Annotated in this window: 14 protein-coding genes and 1 tRNA gene; 8 read left to right on the top strand and 7 right to left on the bottom strand. The window is 64.7% G+C overall.

Going from position 1 to position 17289, the window contains the following annotated elements; translation table 11 throughout:
* Nucleotides 1-170: 170 nt before the first annotated feature.
* The 5 genes from RI03_RS17160 (at nucleotide 171) to RI03_RS17140 (ending at nucleotide 4858) form a co-directional block, all read left to right on the top strand.
* On the top strand, nucleotides 171-686 hold the full coding sequence (locus RI03_RS17160) for a hypothetical protein (protein ID WP_010218834.1): 516 nt from the start codon (nucleotides 171-173) through the stop codon (nucleotides 684-686).
* Nucleotides 622-900: a hypothetical protein gene (locus RI03_RS17155; protein WP_010218833.1), complete on the top strand. Its 279-nt coding sequence runs from the start codon at nucleotides 622-624 to the stop codon at nucleotides 898-900. The genes RI03_RS17160 and RI03_RS17155 overlap by 65 nt, the downstream gene beginning before the upstream one ends.
* Before the next feature lie 76 nt (nucleotides 901-976).
* Complete coding sequence (locus RI03_RS17150) at nucleotides 977-1249, top strand: hypothetical protein (RefSeq protein WP_010218832.1); 273 nt, start codon at nucleotides 977-979, stop codon at nucleotides 1247-1249.
* A 253-nt stretch (nucleotides 1250-1502) separates the two neighbouring features.
* Nucleotides 1503-4583, top strand: coding sequence for a hypothetical protein (locus RI03_RS17145; RefSeq protein WP_138995706.1), 3081 nt, complete (start codon nucleotides 1503-1505; stop codon nucleotides 4581-4583).
* Complete coding sequence (locus tag RI03_RS17140) at nucleotides 4553-4858, top strand: hypothetical protein (protein WP_138995705.1); 306 nt, start codon at nucleotides 4553-4555, stop codon at nucleotides 4856-4858. The genes RI03_RS17145 and RI03_RS17140 overlap by 31 nt, the downstream gene beginning before the upstream one ends.
* 67 nt (nucleotides 4859-4925) lie before the next feature.
* Here RI03_RS17140 and RI03_RS17135 read toward each other — a convergent pair whose 3' ends face one another.
* The 3 genes from RI03_RS17135 to RI03_RS17125 all read right to left on the bottom strand — a co-directional run bounded on the left by RI03_RS17135 (nucleotide 4926) and on the right by RI03_RS17125 (nucleotide 6933).
* On the bottom strand, nucleotides 4926-6164 hold the full coding sequence (locus tag RI03_RS17135) for an acyltransferase family protein (RefSeq protein ID WP_010218829.1): 1239 nt from the start codon (nucleotides 6162-6164) through the stop codon (nucleotides 4926-4928).
* A gap of 141 nt (nucleotides 6165-6305) precedes the next feature.
* A complete protein-coding gene (locus tag RI03_RS17130; RefSeq protein WP_010218828.1) occupies nucleotides 6306-6581 on the bottom strand; it encodes a hypothetical protein in 276 nt (91 codons plus the stop codon).
* A gap of 103 nt (nucleotides 6582-6684) precedes the next feature.
* Complete coding sequence (locus RI03_RS17125) at nucleotides 6685-6933, bottom strand: hypothetical protein (RefSeq protein ID WP_010218827.1); 249 nt, start codon at nucleotides 6931-6933, stop codon at nucleotides 6685-6687.
* Nucleotides 6934-7156: 223 nt separating this feature from the next.
* Between RI03_RS17125 and RI03_RS17120 the strand changes: the two genes are divergently transcribed.
* A tRNA-Val gene (locus RI03_RS17120) sits at nucleotides 7157-7232 on the top strand.
* 77 nt (nucleotides 7233-7309) lie between these two features.
* Nucleotides 7310-8212, top strand: a complete 903-nt coding sequence (locus tag RI03_RS17115; protein WP_238542427.1) for a glycosyltransferase family 32 protein — start codon at nucleotides 7310-7312, stop codon at nucleotides 8210-8212.
* A gap of 8 nt (nucleotides 8213-8220) precedes the next feature.
* Here RI03_RS17115 and RI03_RS17110 read toward each other — a convergent pair whose 3' ends face one another.
* Nucleotides 8221-8706 (bottom strand): Lrp/AsnC family transcriptional regulator, encoded by a 486-nt coding sequence (locus RI03_RS17110; protein WP_010218824.1) that lies wholly within the window; start codon nucleotides 8704-8706, stop codon nucleotides 8221-8223.
* Nucleotides 8707-8807: 101 nt separating this feature from the next.
* Here RI03_RS17110 and putA point away from each other — a divergent pair, with 101 nt between their 5' ends.
* Nucleotides 8808-12464 carry a trifunctional transcriptional regulator/proline dehydrogenase/L-glutamate gamma-semialdehyde dehydrogenase gene (putA, locus tag RI03_RS17105; protein ID WP_010218823.1) on the top strand — a complete coding sequence of 1219 codons (3657 nt, stop codon included), beginning with the start codon at nucleotides 8808-8810 and terminating at the stop codon, nucleotides 12462-12464.
* A gap of 114 nt (nucleotides 12465-12578) precedes the next feature.
* On the opposite strand, the gene RI03_RS17100 is transcribed toward putA, so the two are convergent.
* The 3 genes from RI03_RS17100 to RI03_RS17090 are packed head-to-tail and all read right to left on the bottom strand — an operon-like array spanning nucleotide 12579 to nucleotide 16851.
* Complete coding sequence (locus tag RI03_RS17100) at nucleotides 12579-13694, bottom strand: NADH:flavin oxidoreductase/NADH oxidase (RefSeq protein ID WP_010218821.1); 1116 nt, start codon at nucleotides 13692-13694, stop codon at nucleotides 12579-12581.
* A gap of 11 nt (nucleotides 13695-13705) precedes the next feature.
* Complete coding sequence (locus RI03_RS17095) at nucleotides 13706-14491, bottom strand: formate/nitrite transporter family protein (protein ID WP_010218820.1); 786 nt, start codon at nucleotides 14489-14491, stop codon at nucleotides 13706-13708.
* Nucleotides 14488-16851 carry an FdhF/YdeP family oxidoreductase gene (locus RI03_RS17090; RefSeq protein WP_010218819.1) on the bottom strand — a complete coding sequence of 788 codons (2364 nt, stop codon included), beginning with the start codon at nucleotides 16849-16851 and terminating at the stop codon, nucleotides 14488-14490. Before RI03_RS17090 ends, RI03_RS17095 begins: the two co-directional genes overlap by 4 nt.
* Between the last annotated feature and the right edge of the window lie 438 nt (nucleotides 16852-17289).

The raw sequence follows: 17289 nt of genomic DNA, 5'->3' as shown, positions 1-17289 counted from the left end.
ACCTTCCGTGCTTGTGACGACCGGCCGGGCTGTTGATCTCGCGTTCCAGCGCGAACCGGGCGACCTCCCGAAGTATGCCACAGCTTCGTCACTGATGGCCGCATCCAGTTTCTGGGCGACTGCACGCACGCGTTGTCGGGTCAGACGGTCGACCTGCCGGAGTTCCCCCGATGAGCATCGTCACGAACCGTCGCAAGTCGTGGACGTCGATCGCCATCATCGTCGGTCTGCCGGTGCTGCTCGCTTTCCTCGCCTGGCTGATCTGGATCCTGTCCGATCCCGTCAAATGGTGCAGCGTCCGCGTGGCCGACACGAAGCTCGCAACTAGCTCGATCGCTGATTGCACGTCGATCGAGATGGAACTGATCAAGTGGCTCGGGTGGACCGCAGTCGGATTGCTCGGAGTCGTCGCGATCGCGTTCCTGACGATCGTCACGCGCGATCTGAAAGCCAAGATCGACGCGGAGGGCTGGGGGCTGAAGCTGCGCACCGGCGGCGACGCGGGCAGGCTGCGGACAAGGTTGCGGGCGCGGCGGCAGACGCTGCTGATCAAATTAACGGGGGCACGGCATGAGCTTTTTCCTCGCCAAATACTGGCAGGCGATCGTTGGCGGGGTCGGCATGACCGTGCTCGCGATCGCCGTCTTCTTCGCCCGCGCCGATGCTACCCAGTGCCACGCGCGTGATGCGCAGCACGTCGCCGAGCGCGATGCCGAGATCCAGAAGAACGCGATCAACCTCGCGTCGATCAAGGACCTCGAGGCAGCGCTTGCAGCCAAGGAAGCGGACAGCGCGCGCGCGCGGACGCCTTCGCCGATAGCAAGACGCAGAACGCTGCCAACGTCGCCACGGCGGACGCGCGGCGCGACGCCGACAAGGGCCGGACCGACACGCTGCTGAAGTTGGCCACAACGCTGCCGACCTCGCCCGACTGCGCCGCACCGACCGCGCTGCTCAACAACCTGAAGGGACTGTGATGCGCTTTGCTATCATCGCCGCGCTGGCGCTTGCCGGGTGCGCCGCCAAGGTTACGCCGCCCGCGGTCCAGATCAAGACCGTGACCGTCACGCGCGAGGTACAACGTCCCTGCGTCGTGACCCGGCCCGCGCGGCCCGTGCCGCTCGGCGCGCTGCCGACGTCGCTCGCGCGCCTAGCTGCCGTCCTCGGAGCCAAGCTCGCGGAGTGGAGCGGCCCGGGCGGCTACGGCGAGCGTGCGGACGCCGCGATCGTCACCTGCACGCGCCCTTAATTTTCCTCCCTGTTCCTTTCCGGAGATCTACCGATGAAGACCATTCTGCTTTGGGATTCCCGCTTTCCCGGCAACCCGCCCCATCGTCTGACGCTCGACGATGCGCTTGCCTCGGTATGCGTTCGCGCTGGCGTGGCTGCCCCCGCCAACCCGGCGGATGCCGGCAGCCTGATGGCAGGCGCACGATCGAGGTGGTGCATCCGTTGCCGCGGTGATCCAGCACGGCCCTGCAAAAGACCGACTGGCGCGTGTCATGGTGCCATTGCTGGTGCTTCAGACCGGTCAGGGGCTCGGCCTGGCCGCGCCAGTGGTTGGAAACGTGGTGTCGGTGCTTCCGACCCCAACGCCGACACCTACGCCAAGCCCGACCCTTCCCGCAGCTCCAACGCTCACTGTTTCGCCCGGCAATGCGCAGAACACCCTTACTTGGAACGATGGCGCTACCGGCGGTGCGGCTATTACCGCGCACAAGCTGTATGCCGGTTCAGCGCCAGGTACGCTTACGTTGGTCGGCACGATCATGTCGGCGTCGCCCTATATCGAAACGGGCCTGACGAACGGCACAATCCGGTATTACGCGCTTTCTGCCGTCAACTCGGTTGGTGAAGGTCCGACCTCGGCTATCCAAAGCGCTACCCCAGTCGCGGGCGCGCCGGTTCCCACGACTTATCCCGCGATCTCGGGGACACCGATCAACGGGAACACGATCAGCTCGACGTCGTCGGTGTGGACTGGAAACCCGACCATCGCGACCAACTGGTATCGCGATGGGGTCGCCATGTCCCCGGCGGTCACGACATCTACCTATACCTGGAATTCTACGCTCGATGATGGCCACTTCATCGCGCGGGGCGACACTGTTGGCGGGGTGACCGTTTTCAGCAATGTGATGATGACCGCGCTGCGGACCCTCGCTTACGCCGCTCCTTTGTCTGCGGCCCCGGACAATACCTCGCTGAATGGGTATGCGGGATGGACGCAGGTTGTCGGCGGGAGCGACACGCTCAAGATCCAAGGCGGGGCACTGGTAGCCACCGGCCTGTCTGCCAACGATCTGTGGAAGCACGCGACGGCAGGCCCCGATCACGAGCTTGAAGTGTACATGGATTATGTAACCAGCCCGCTGGATGATCCTGGGTCGGTTCGCCTGAACCGCCTGCGCTACACGGACGCCAACAACCACATCAATGTGGATATGGGCTACCACGGCTTCACGCCCTCGAAAAAGGTGGGGGGCGTCAGCACTCCTCTCACGGGCTTCATTAACTTCGGTACGTTGGCCTATGGCTCGAAGCTGCGTTTTGCCATCATCAACGGCTATATGCGAATGTACATCAACGATGCAGAGATGTCGCAGTCTGCGTCTGCCAGCGGTGGACTTGGCCTGGACGTTCGCGACGTTCCTGCCGTGAATGCCTTGGCTATCGGCGGGGCGCAGAACACAAGCTCGACAGCCTATCCGCGCCCGATCACCCGCGCGCTCAACATCTACGACAACCATGTCACGGCTATTTCGGTTGTCTCGGTTGTGAACGCCACGGACCCCCTCGCGGCCACTTCCCAGATTACGACCACTGTATCCGGGACGTTCACGGGCACGATCGCGCAGCTTCAGTATGCGGTCGTCCTCGCAAATGGCACGGTTGTCACGCCCTGGACGAATTTCTCGGGCATCAGCGGCCAGACCTACAGCTTTAGCGCGACGCTGCCTGCCGGTGCCGCAGGCCCGTCGACGTTCTACGTCCGCGATGCCTCCAACCCCACATCCTTCGGGGCGCTTAACTTCGCGATCCCTGCGCGCCAGACGATCTTCCCGCTGCGTGTTGGTCAGCAGGACGGCAACTATTCGTACTACAGCGGGAATGATTATGCCCGGGACGAAGTGCGGCGCTCCGACTACCGCAAGGGTAGCAGCTACGTCGATTGGGGTTACAGCGATGACGGCTTGGATGGTGTAGATAAGAACGGATACATCAACGGCTATAAGGCTGGTGAAAGTTCTATCCGTATGATCCTGCCGTATTACTGGGCGCGACTCGGTACTTACCCGATCGTATATCCAAACGGTATGGCAGCCGGTACAAACAATCTTGATGGTAACTATTACACAATTGGTACTGAATACCAGTTTGATACCAATAACAAAGCCCGTGATTTGGTCGTAAAGACGAACTATACGATCACTGCCGGACAGCCGCAGTCTGAAATTAATTTCAGCGGAATTCCGACCGGCAAAACTGCCACCACGATGGGCTTCCGTCCAACGATGAAGCTCAAGGGTGACACCAAGCCCAACCAGCTTGTCACCGATGAGGTCGTCGCAAGTATGGCATTTGCGAAGAGTAAAATCTTCCGAATGATGGATGCTCGGCCTGTCAACAACAACGGCGGCACCAAGACGATTAACAACGTCCAGCAGTTCTTCCGCATGTCCGTGGCCATGGCCGTGGACTTGTGCAACCAGACGGGACAGGACCTGTGGCTATGCATGTTCCTCGACCAGACGGCTGACTCGATGCGATCCGAGTTCGACTACATCGCAGCGAACCTCAACCCCGGCCTTCCGGTCCACATCGAGTTCGTCAACGAGCACTGGAACGACAAATTTAGCCAGTGGTATGACTCGGCAGATCGAGGCGTTCGGGCAGGATTGACCATCTCCGCCACAACCGCTGGGGCAGTTCCTATCACACCGCTCCCTCTGGACGCCAACTTCAACGTGAGCGGCTCGGCTAAGACGGCAACCCCAACCCGCGCATTCGCCACCGGCGATACCGTTCTCGGGAATATCCCCGGCGTTGGCTATCAGCTGTGGAAGGCTCTGCAACCTGTCACCGCCAACGATACCAATGCAAATGTTACGGCAGCCACGAACGCCTACTGGCAGGTAGTATATGATACCAATGCCACCAACATCGCTCGTGTGCGCTGGGTCTCTCAGCGGCTTGTAGTGGCGTCGAACATCGCCAAGGCTGCCTACACTGCAATCGGGCGTGACACTTCCACGCTTCTCCCTGCATTCCTGTGGTGGGCTATTCAGCAGGTTAATAGCGCCATCAAGTACGCGCTCGACTTTGACGATAACTTCAAGGTCATCAAGGAGGCCGGTGTTGCTCCTTACTGGGATGCCTCGGCCAGTGGCAGTGCCATGAGCAACTACAGCGATGCGGGCTTCGGGACGTGGACCCCGCGAACGAAGGCGCTCTACACCACCAACCTCGCGGCGTGCGTGGATGCCTTCTATGCTAACGTAACGATCCGATCGACACTGCAGTCAACCTTGCACGCACTCGGAAGAACGAGTTGGCAGAATATCTGGTGTCAAAGGGCCTGAGCGTGGATGCAATCCAGTTCGTGTCCTACGAGTTCAACACGCACACGTTGATCAGTTGGCCCGATAGCACTGCGTCGCAGGCCTTGATGTCAGCTATCCGGTCTGACAGCCGCGCTGGAACGGCGGTGGCGCGCTACTTGCAGCGTTACCGCGCTTTGGTCGGCGGGAATGCCGTCTGGTACGGTCGTGCCGGATTGCAGCTTCCGTGGCAGTCGCAGAGCGACGAGTTGGATCGCACCAGCCCGATGATCGCGGCGGTGGCGGCGAACGCATAATATTCGGAAGGCACACTATGGCGGTGGAAAGAACCTTACCTGTGCCCATCGCCATAGTGCCGAATTATTAGAATGTAGGCGCTGCATCCTCGCTCGCGCGCACTCCGGTATGGAAACGCGATGCCACCCATTTACGGGTCCGGTCATTCATTTTTTGCTCGATCCAGCGGTAGCTAAGGATGGCGCAGGCAATGGTGATCGCAAGCATCAGCAGCGACATCGCATCACCAAATAACGGACCGAAGCCGATCTCGTTGTGGCCGCTAACCGATACCACGAGCGGGCGGTGTATGATCCGTCCCACCGCGGAAATGACGTTGACGAACCGCAGCTCGAGGAAGCTGTGAATCATGTAAATCGAGTACGATAGCGTCCCGACAAATACGAAGGGCTTGCGGGTAAGAATATAGCTCAACCGGCCATTCTCTTGAGCGAACAGCAGGATCACAAGTAGGAAGAGCGGCGGGATCGCGAGAGAGGAAACGCTAGGCCCGGAGAACGTGACCGCTGCGATAACGGCCACGACCATTGCAGCTTCACCAAGCGTCCACAAACCCTGAGACCCCTTCTGGCTTGCCGATGATCGGATGCGCTGCTGAACCGCATAGGCGATTACGCCGAGCGAGAAGCCGTAGAGGCACCTGGCAAAAGCGCCGTTGTGAAATACCTCAAGATAGCGATCGGTCAGCATGGCGAGGTAGAGGCAACTCGCGACGGCAATCGCCGCACAGATCGGTACGAGCCAGCGTCCGGCGAGCCGAAAGATCATCGCAAAAACCAGATAGGTCCACACCTCGGCAGCAATGCTCCAGCTAGGCGCATTCCAGCTTGTGCGATCGGGGCCAAAGAAAATCTGCACCAGGGCCAAATTCGCTACCAGCAGACCCGGACCGTAAACCTCGGAGAAGGGAGCGCGGCCTGCAAACTGCGTTGACGATACCGCGAAGGCGATCTCGAACGCCAAGAACAGCGCCAGCATTACAAGGTGCATCGGGTAAACTCGGCCCAGTCGCAGAGCCATAAAAGCTACCGGAGAGAACCCTTTGGAGAGGCGGCTTCCGTAGCTGGCCGCAATCACAAACCCGCTTAGTACGAAAAAGAAGTCCACGAACAGGAAACCGTTCCGAACAAACTGACTGTTCGAGATATATCCTTGGGTGCTGAGGTGAAGCAACACGATGATGCATGCGCAGATACCGCGCATGCTATCGAGAACGAGATACCGGTGGGGGCTCCGGGTATCAGGCGTTGCCGCTTGAGAGTGTTCCGTAACGCGCGAAGTTGCGCTAATATCTAGGTCAGCCATTGTCGCGCTCCGTGCGATGGTGGTTAGGGCCGCGCGGTGTGCAACCACCGTTGCGGCCCGCTTCGATTATCATGCTTTGGCATGAGGTGGAAGTGAGGGGGAAATGCCTGCCGCTACTCCCGCCAACCGGCCCACTGCCGCTTACCGCAGCCGCGCATCGACCTCGAACCCCAGCGCCACCAGCCGCGTCGCGATCGCCGCGTAATCCCCGCGCCGGCTGCTGAGCGATATCGGATCTGTCCGGCCTGCATCCTGCCAGAACCGCGTGAGGTCCTTCGGATCGCGCAGGTACGGGTACAGCGTGCGAAGCGCCAGCTGCACCGGCTGCGTGGTAATCGGGTCGGCAGGGTGCCGCGCGACCGCCTCGGCCAGCACCTGGAGAGCAAGGTTGATCGGGGCCGTGTCGTGCTTCGCCATCCGCGCCGTGAAGCACGCGCAACGGTGATTCGGCTAGAACATATTCAGAACAGGGAACGGGCTGCAGCGAGGGGGAGCCATGCTGCAGCTCTAGCTGCGGCCGCTACCGGTCGGGTTCCCAGTCTTCGCGTTCCCCGAACAGCCGCGGATCGACCCGGAAGTACTGCGCCAGCAGCTGCTGCTCGTCGACCGGCAGTCGTGTCGGACCAGCACCGCGCGCGAACTGCGACAGATAGCCGGACGGTCGGCGCAACATGCGCGACAATGCGGCGAGCGTCACGCGGTGCTCCACGGCCAATGATCGTAGCGTCTCGCGCACCTGGTCGGGTGTAGCGGCGACGATAGGCTTCATTCCGGCCTCCTCGTTTCATCATTCCACGAGCGCCTACGAAATCAAGAACGCGTCCGCTACCGCGATGACGGCAAGCGGGGGAGCCGTTCAAATCAGTTCGGGGATAGTCCGGGACTCTTAGCTCCCTGAGCGTCCGTTCGTTTCCCTTTTGGTCCGCGAAATTTCTGCGATCGCATGCTTGCCCGTGTCAAAAACCACGCTATTACGCGGCTTCCCGTAGCGGGGGCGATTAGCTCAGTTGGTAGAGCGTCTCGTTTACACCGAGAATGTCGGCGGTTCGAGCCCGTCATCGCCCACCACCCCCTGAACACATGCTCGATCTTCTGCCCTTGGCGGTGCGCGTTGCCCGCTCATGGTGCATATGCAATATGAGCGCATGCTGCTGTCTGACATTCCGTTTCTTGGTGCGCTCCATGCGACGCGGCGGCGTCGGCGGGAGGAGCATTGGGCGCAGGCGCTGCTGGCGGTCCCGATGGGAACCGCGATCCCGCGAATCGTGCACCAGACCTATGCCACGGATGCCTTGCCCGAGGCGATACGGGTCGGGCGGGAAGACGCGATCGCGCAAAACCCGGACTGGGATTTCCGGCTCTATTCGGACGACGCGATCGAGACCTTCATCGGGTCGACCTATGGCGCACAAGTTCTGTCGGTCTATCGCCTGCTGCGCCCCGAATATGGCGCGGCGCGCGCGGATCTGTTCCGCTATCTCCTGATTTATGCGCTCGGCGGCGCATATCTCGACATCAAGAGCCGTTTTACCGGACCGATCAACGCCGCGATCCGGGGCGACGAATCCTTCATCCTCGCGCAATGGCGCAACGGACCGGGCGAGCTCCATTTCAACATGGGGTTGCTGGACGATATTGCCGACATCCCCGGTGGCGAATATCAGCAATGGCATGTCATCGGCGTGGCGGGCCATCCGTATCTGCGCGCGGTGATCGCTGCGGTGCTCGCCAATATCGAGACTTACAGCCCGTGGATGACCAATGTCGGGCGGATCGGCGTGCTGCGGCTGACCGGGCCGATCGCTTATACCCGCGCGATCCATCCGATCCGCGACGCCTATCCCCACGTCCTGGCGAAGAACGAGACGCAATTCTCGCTGGAATATAGCGGATACAAGCGCGCGACGGTGTTTGCCGCGGCGCATTATTCGACGCTGACCACGCCGATCGTCCGGCGCGGCCTGGCCTCGGCGGTGTCCGGCTGGGTGTTCCGGCAGACCTTGCGGCTGACCGGTCGCACCCCCGACGGCGGGGTCGCCTGGCAGTAAGCCTCGCGCTACCGGTCCTGGTCGAGGATCGTCTCCATCGCGACGAAGGTCGAGGTGCTCGCGACATGCGGCAGGCTCGAGATCTTCTCGCCCAGGACATAGCGATAGCGGCGGATGTCGGTGGTGCGCACCTTGAGCAGATAATCGAAGCTGCTCGCGATCAGATGGCATTCCTCGACCTCGGGAATCCGGCGCACCGCCGCGTTGAAGTCGCGGAGCGCGGCTTCGCGCGTGTCGGACAGCTTGACCTCGGTGAAGGCGACATGGTCGAGCCCTAACTTGGCGCGGTTGGTTACCGCGCGGAAGCCGAGGATATAGCCATCGTCGATCAGCCGCTTCAGCCGAACCTGCGTCGGCGTCTTCGACAGACCGATCCGCGCGGCGAGATCGGTCACGGTCATCCGGCCATCCTGCGCCAACAGGTCGACGATCGCGGCATCGAACCGGTCAAGATCACTTCTGTGTGCACCCGTTACAGGCGTATCGTCTTTCATGAGGCGATAATGCGGGCGATATGCGATCTTTATCAAGCCCTTTAAGCCAGACTTCCCATACGCTCGGCTGGTATGACGGCGTCTCCAGCCCGAGGATCGCCATGACTACCGACCAGCCGACGCCCTTCGCCCGTTTCGCGCCGATGATCCGGACCCCCGATCCGCTCCGCACCGCGATCACCGCGGCGATCCGCACGCCCGAACCGGTCTGCGTCCCCCCGCTGGTCGAAGCCGCGACCGTCTCCGACACGGTTCGCCGCGCCGCGGCCGGGACCGCACGCGCGCTGATCGAGGGGTTGCGCGGATCGAAGGCGCGCGGCGGCGTGCAGGCGCTGGTCCAGGAATATGCGCTGTCGAGCCAGGAAGGCGTCGCGCTGATGTGTCTCGCGGAGGCGCTGCTCCGCATTCCCGACACCGCAACGCGCGATTCGCTGATCCGCGACAAGATCGGTGGGGGGGACTGGGCATCGCATATCGGCGACGGGCGCTCGCTGTTCGTCAACGCCGCGACCTGGGGACTGGTCGTCACGGGCAAGCTGACCGCGAGTGCGGACGACCGGGGCCTCGCGACCGCGCTGACGCGGCTGGTCGCGCGCGTCGGCGAACCGGTGATCCGCCGCGGCGTCGATCTCGCGATGCGGATGATGGGCGAGCAGTTCGTCACCGGCCAGACGATCGACGAGGCGCTGCGGCACGCAAAGGATCGCGAGGCGCGCGGCTACGGCTTCTCCTACGACATGCTCGGCGAGGCGGCGACGACCGCGGCAGACGCGGCGCGCTATCTGCGCGATTACGAACAGGCGATCCACGCGATCGGCACGGCGTCCGCCGGGCGCGGGGTCTATGGCGGGCCGGGGATCTCGATCAAGCTGTCCGCGCTTCACCCGCGCTACAGCCGCGCGCAGGCGGGCCGCGTGATCAGCGAATTGCTGCCGATCGTGCGCGGGCTCGCCTTGCTCGCCAAGGGCTACGACATCGGGTTCAACATCGATGCCGAGGAATCGGACCGGCTCGAACTGTCGCTCGACCTGCTCGAGGCGCTCGCCGAGGATCCCGCGCTCGACGGGTGGAAGGGGTTGGGCTTCGTCGTCCAGGCGTATGGCAAGCGCTGCCCGCTGGTGATCGACTTCGTCATCGCGCTCGCGCGGCGGACCGGGCGGCGGATCATGATCCGGCTGGTCAAGGGCGCCTATTGGGATGCCGAGATCAAGCGCGCGCAGGTCGACGGCCTCTCGGGCTACCCGGTCTATACGCGCAAGATCTACACCGACGTCGCGTACATCGCGTGCGCGCGCAAACTGCTGGCGGCGCGCGACGCGGTGTTTCCGCAATTCGCGACGCACAATGCGCAGACGCTGTCGACGATCTACCAGCTCGCGGGCGAGGATTTCGTGGTGGGCGATTACGAGTTCCAGTGCCTCCACGGCATGGGCGAGCCGCTGTACGACCAGGTCGTTGGCGCGAATGGCCTCGCGCGGCCGTGCCGGGTCTATGCCCCCGTCGGGACGCACGAGACGCTGCTCGCGTATCTCGTCCGCCGCCTGCTCGAGAACGGCGCGAACTCGTCGTTCGTCAACCGGATCGGCGATCCTGCGGTGCCGATCGAGGACCTGATCGCCGATCCGGTCGAGATCGTCCGCGCGATGCCGATGCCCGGCGCGCCGCATGACGAGATCGCGCTGCCCGCGGACATTTACGGCGCGCGCCGCAATTCCGCCGGGCTGGACTTGAGCGACGAGGCGAGCCTGCTCGCGCTTGGCCGCGCGCTGGTTGCGAGCGCGCAGCAGGACTGGCGCGCGGGCGTCGACGACGGTCGCGCGCCGGCGCTCGTCCGCAACCCCGCCGATCACCGCGACGTCGTGGGTCGCGTGTTCGAGCAGTCGGATGTCGGGGCGACCGCCGCAATGGAGCGTGCGGCCGGTGCCGCGGCATCGTGGGCCGCGACTCCGGTCGGCGACCGTGCCGCCTGCCTCGATCGCGCGGCGGACCAACTCGAACAGACCATGCCGACACTGATGGGGCTGATCATGCGCGAGGCGGGCAAATCCGCCGCCAACGCGATCGCCGAGGTGCGCGAAGCGGTCGATTTCCTGCGCTATTACGCGATGCAGGCACGCGCGACGCTCGGCGGTGCGACCCCGCTCGGGCCGATCGCGTGCATCAGCCCGTGGAACTTCCCGCTCGCGATCTTCACCGGGCAGATCGCCGCCGCGCTGGTCGCGGGCAACCCGGTCGTCGCCAAGCCCGCGCAGCCGACTCCGCTGATCGCTGCCGAAGCCGTGCGGATCCTGCATGCGGCGGGGGTGCCCGAAGCGGTCGTCCAGCTTGTGCTCGGCGATGGCGCGGTCGGCGCCGCGCTGGTCGGCGCGCCCGCCACCGCGGGGGTGATCTTCACCGGGTCGACCGGGGTGGCGCGGACGATCCAGCGCCAGCTCGCCGGGCGGCTCACCGCGCAGGGCACGCCGATCCCGCTGATTGCCGAGACCGGCGGGCAGAATGCGATGATCGTCGATTCGTCCGCGCTGGCGGAGCAGGTCGTCGGCGACGTGCTTGCGTCCGCGTTCGACAGCGCGGGGCAGCGCTGCTCGGCGCTGCGCGTGCTGTGCCTGCAGGAGGAGGTCGCGGATCGCACGCTGGCAATGCTGCGCGGCGCGGTGGCGGAGCTGGTGATCGGCAAGACCGACCGGCTCGCGGTCGACATCGGCCCGGTCATCACCGCACAGGCGCGCGACGGGATCGAGGATCACATCGCGCGGATGAAGGTGGCGGGGCACCGCGTCGAGCAGGCGCGGCTTGCGCCCGAGACCGAGCTCGGCACCTTCGTCGCGCCGACGATCATCGAGATCGACGACATTGCGCAAATCGGGCGCGAGGTGTTCGGGCCGGTGCTGCATGTGCTGCGCTATCGCAGCGGCGGGCTGGACGCATTGATCGATTCGATCAACGCGACCGGCTACGGGCTGACCTTCGGGCTCCACACCCGGCTCGACGCGACGATCGAGCACGTGACGCGGCGGATCGGCGCGGGGAACCTCTACGTCAACCGCAACACGATCGGCGCGGTGGTCGCGGTCCAGCCGTTCGGCGGGCGCGGGCTGTCGGGAACCGGGCCCAAGGCGGGCGGGCCGATGTACCTCACGCGGCTGGTGCAGGCGTCTGCAGCTGCCACGCCGTCGGAGGCGGGCACGGGGGATCCCGTCGCGCACGTGCTGGCGATCTGGCTCGGGGCGCAAGGCGAGCCCGACATGGCAGCCGCGGTCGGCGCGATCGCGGATCGCTCACGGCTTGGCTATGCCGTCGAGCTGGCCGGTCCGGTCGGCGAGACCAACCGCTACGCGCTCCACCCGCGCGGGCGGATCGCGGTCATCGCCCGGACCGCGCACGGCCTCTGGCGGCAGATCGGCGCGGTGCTCGCGACCGGGAATCAGGCGGTGGTGATCCCGGGCGGTCCGCTCGCGGTGGCCCCGGCGGGCCTGCCTGCGGCAGTGGCGGCGCGGATCAGCTGGCCGACGCGGGGGCTTGCCGAGGTCGATGCGCTCGCAGGCGCGCTCGTCGAGGGGGATGCGGCGGACGTCGCCGCCGCCTCGCAAGCGCTGGCTGCACGCGACGGCGCGATCGTGTCGCTTCAGGCGGCATCGAGCGAGACGCTCATGACACGGGCGGACGCGTATCGGCTCGACTGGCTGTGCGAGGAAGTGTCGGTCTCGATCAACACCACCGCAGCCGGCGGGAATGCGAGCCTGATGACGCTTGCCTGACGGGGCAGGCGTAGTGGGCGAGAGGGGGAGCGCGGCGTTCGTCGCCGAATGCGCGCCCCCGGCCACGGCCTGCTTCAGCAGATAGCCAATAGCCCAGCACTGAAGCGCTGGCGGCTATCGCGCCGCCGGTGGTTGCAGCAGGTCCTTATACTGGCGCGGCTGCGAGCGGAGATACTGGTTGGGGGCGACAACCGTGCCGCCGAGCGCGGCGGCGGCGTGCCATGGCCAGTGCGGATCGTACAGGATCGTGCGCGCCAGCGCGATGAGGTCGGCGTCGCCGGTCCCAACGATCGCCTCGGCCTGTTCGGGCTCGGTGATCAGTCCGACCGCGACGACCGGAATCCCGATCGCCTGCTTGACTGCGCGGGCCAGCGGGACCTGATAGTTCGGCCCGACCGGGATCTGTTGTCCTGCATCGAGCCCGCCGCTCGACACGTGGATCGCCGAACATCCGCGTGCCTCCAGGGCCTGGGAGAAGGCGACGGTTTCCGCGATATCCCAGCCACCAGCGACCCAGTCGGTGCCGGAGACGCGCATCGTCACCGGCTTGCCCGCCGGGAATGCCGCACGGACGGCATCGAACACCTCGAGCGGCAAGCGCATCCGGTTTTCGAGGCTGCCGCCATAGGCGTCGTCGCGCTTGTTCGAGAGCGGCGAGAGGAATTGATGCAGCAGATAGCCATGCGCGCCGTGGAGCTGCACGAGATCGAGCTCGAGATCGGCGGCGCGCTTCGTCGCGGCGACGAACGCGTCGCGAACCCGGACCATGCCGTCGCGATCGAGCGCGACCGGGGCGGTATCGTCCGTCCCGAAACCAAGCGTCGAGGGGGCAACCGTCTGCCAGCCATTGGCCGAACCCGGGGCGATCTGCGCGCCGCCGCGCCACGGCAGGTCGGTCGATGCCTTGCGCCCGGCGTGTGCGAGCTGGATCCCGACCGGCATGTCCGAATGCCGGCGGACGCTGTCCAGCGTTCGCCCGATCGCCGCCTGCGTCGCGTCGTCATACAGACCCACGTCGCCGTAGGTGATCCGTCCTTCCGGGACCACCGCCGCCGCCTCGATCGTCAGGAGACCCGCCCCGGACAGCGCAAGCTGCCCGAGGTGAATCAGATGCCAGTCGGTCATACAGCCGTCGACCGCCGAATATTGGCACATCGGCGCGATCACGATCCGGTTGGCGAGCGTCAGCCCGTCGATCGTGAGCGGTTCGAACAGACGCGGTCCCGGCATGGCTCAGTCCTCTACTTGGCGACCGCGACCGCGTCGGTCCGCGACGCCATCAGATAACCACCGCAAACGAACACCAGCCCGCCGATCGCATTGCCGAGCGACACGATCGCAAGGTTGCGCGCCATGCCGGCGATGCTGATCGACGGATGGTCGACGAGCAGGCCAAGCGTAAGGCCGGTCATGTTGGCGACCGAATGCTCGAACCCGGCCGCGACGAAGGCGAGCAGGATCCACGCCATCGCGATACACTTGGCGGCATCGCCCCGCATCCGCGCTGCGGTCCAGATCGCGAGGCAGACGAGCCAGTTGCACAGGATTGCGCGGCACAGCAGCGCAAGCGCGCTCGCCTCGACCTTGTGCGCCACATAGGCGTGGAACATCGAGTCAGCGTTGGCGAAAATGGCACCGCCGCCGCCTGCCGCGAAGAGAACCGACAGGATGATGCCGCCGACCAGATTGCCGATCCACACCACGACGATCAACTGCACGGCTTCCCACAGCGTGATCGTACGATGCGCGAGGCCGAAGCCGAGATACATGACGTAGCCGGTGAACAACTCGGCCCCGGCAAAGACCGTCAGGATCAGGCCGATCCCGAAGGTCGCGCCCATGACCAGCGGCCTGACCCCGGCGGGAAGCCCCGCGCCAGTGCTGAGCGCAAGGATCATCGCGATCCCGATATACGTCCCCGCTAGCATTGCGCCCGCGAAGAAGCCGAGCGGGGAGCGCCGCAACGCCACGGCCTTTGCCGCGGCAAGTTTTGCGTACGCGTCGATCGTGGGGGCGTAGCCGCTCATGCCGGCACGCGCTTCGTCTTACCGACGACGCCCGCACGGGCGACACCGATTTCGGAACCGAGATCGGCGCCGGCCGGGCGGACCGTTACCGGGATCGACTTGTACGATGGGGTAAAGCTTTGCGGATCATGGTCTTCGAGCGCGATCAAGGGCTGGGTCTCCGGATAATAGGATGCACAGCACCCTTTAGGGAGCGCGTAACGCACCACCATCAATTTCTGCACCACGCGATCTTCGCGGGCGAATTCGAGCGCGGTCGCGATGTCGACGATGTCACCCTCGGCGAGGCCAAGCCGCGCCATGTCGGTCTCGTTCATGAACAGCACGTCGCGCCGGCCGAACACCCCGCGATAGCGATCGTCGAGGCTGTAGACCGTGGTGTTATACTGGTCGTGGGCACGGATCGTGGTGAGCCGCAGGAGATCGGGGTCGCCGTTGGTCGAATCATCCTCGAGCGTCGGGGTGGGGATGAAGTTCGCCTTCTTGTTCTCGGTGTTCCAGATCCGCAGCGCGGCCGAGTTGGTCAAGTGGAACCCGCCGGGCATCCGCACGCGGCGATTGTAGTCGACGAAATCGGGGAAGACCGCCTCGATCTTGTCGCGGATCAGATCGTAATTGCCGACATACGCGTCCCAATCGATCCCGCCCTTGCCCTTGAGCGTCGCCTTGGCGATCTGCCCGACGATCCAGATCTCGGACTTCACATTCTCGCCCGGCGGCCGCAGGAACCCGCGCGAGGCGTGGACCATCGACATCGAATCCTCGACCGTCACTGATTGCGGGCCATCCGCCTGCTCGTCGAGCTCGGTCCGCCCGAGGCACGGCAGGATGTAGGTCGCCTTCGCCATCAGCAGGTGCGTGCGGTTGAGCTTGGTCGTGATGTGGACCGCGAGATCCATGTTGCGGAACCCCTCGGCGCACGCCTGCGGGTCCGACGAAGCGATCGCGAGATTGCCGCCGAGGCAGACGATCGCCTTGGCCTTGCCGTCGCGCATCGCGGCGATGCTCTCGACCACCGAATGGCCGTCGTTCCGCGGCGGCTCGAAGCCGAACACGTCGCGCATCCGGTCGAGGAAGGCGGGCTTTGGGCGCTCGGTGATGCCGACGGTGCGGTCGCCCTGGACGTTGCTGTGGCCGCGCAAGGGGCAGATCCCTGCGCCGGCGCGACCCATGTTGCCGCGCATCAGCAGCAGGTTGGCGATCTGCTGGACGTTGCTGGTGCCCGTGCGCTGCTGCGTGATCCCCATGCCGTAGCAGCAGATCGTCGCCTTGGAGGCGGCGTAGATGTCCGCCACGTTCTCGAGCTCGGCGCGGGTCAGCCCGCTGCCACGCTCGATCGCCTCCCAGGTCGTTTCGCGCAGGTCCGCGATATAGGCGTCGATCCCGGCGGTATGTTCGGCGATGAAGACATGGTCGAGCACCGGCTCAGTGCCTTCGGTCGCTGCCGCCGCATCGTCGAGCGCGATGAGCGCCTTGGCGATTCCCTTGATCGCGGCCGCATCGCCGCCGATCTTGACCTGCAGATAGGTGCTCGCGATCGGGGTCGACCCGCCGGTCGCCATCTCGACCACCGACTGCGGCGATTCGAAGCGTTCGAGTGAGCGTTCCTTGAGCGGGTTGAAGACGATGATCTTCCCCCCGCGCTTCGACACCTCGCGCAGCGTCGCCATCATCCGCGGGTGGTTTGTGCCCGGATTGTGGCCGAACGAGAGGATCAGATCGGCGTGATCGAAATCCTCGAGGCTGACCGTGCCCTTGCCGATCCCGATCGACTTGGGGAGGCCGACCGACGTCGCCTCGTGACACATGTTCGAGCAATCGGGGAAGTTGTTGGTGCCGTACAGCCGCACGAACAACTGGAGCAGGAACGCCGCCTCGTTCGAACAGCGGCCCGAGGTGTAGAATTCGGCCTGGTCGGGATGCGGCACCGCCGCAAGCCCTGCGCCGATCTCGGAAAGTGCCTCGTCCCAGCTGACGACTTCATAATGATCGGTCGCGGCGTTGTAGCGCAGCGGTTCTGTGACGCGGCCCTGATCCTCGATCCAGTGGTCGCTTTGCTTCCAGATGTCTTCCACCGCATGTTCCGCGAAGAAGTCCGCGCCGATCCGCTTGGCGGTCGATTCCCACGCGACCGCCTTCGCGCCATTCTCGCAGAATTCGAACGAGGAGGTGTGCTTGGGGTCGGGCCACGCGCAGCTCGGGCAGTCGAAGCCATGCGGCTGGTTCGACTTGAGCAGCGTCTGCGCACCGCTGGTGACGATCTGCTGCGCCTTGAGCGAGATCGCGACCGCCTTGAGCGCACCCCAGCCGCCGGCGGGGCCGGTATAATCCTTGATACCTTCGGGACGCTTGGTTGCCACGGTAAATCTCCGGCGCGCACGAGCGGCGCGGCTGTCAGGGGCGGGCGCTGCATTCGGGCCCTTACAGGCAGCGCGATATGCAAGCTACGCGCTTGGGGAAAGACAAGAATTCCTCAAACGGTGATCGGGTTAATTCGTGGAACGGTTCCGTGATCGCCGTCGCGCGCGAACGGGCAACCCAACGATACACGACGACAACGAGCGCGTTACTAAGTGCTCGGTTCAGTCAACCATCGCCGTCCCGTTTGTTTCCCTCGGCATCGTCACAGGCCGCCCGCGAATGAGCACCCGAAATCTCGCTGAAGGCTACCGAGGTTGCGCTGCGGCCGTCCGCCGCCGACGTTCCCCCGCCGCGCTGCGATCCCCCCGAAGGGAGTTCGCGCGACGACGATAGGAGAAACTGGTGCTGCCGGTGAGGATTGAACTCACGACCTCAGC

Source organism: Sphingomonas sp. PAMC 26621 (genome assembly GCF_000251145.1).
GTDB lineage: Bacteria > Pseudomonadota > Alphaproteobacteria > Sphingomonadales > Sphingomonadaceae > Sphingomonas.
This window is presented reverse-complemented; position numbering and strand designations above follow the sequence as displayed.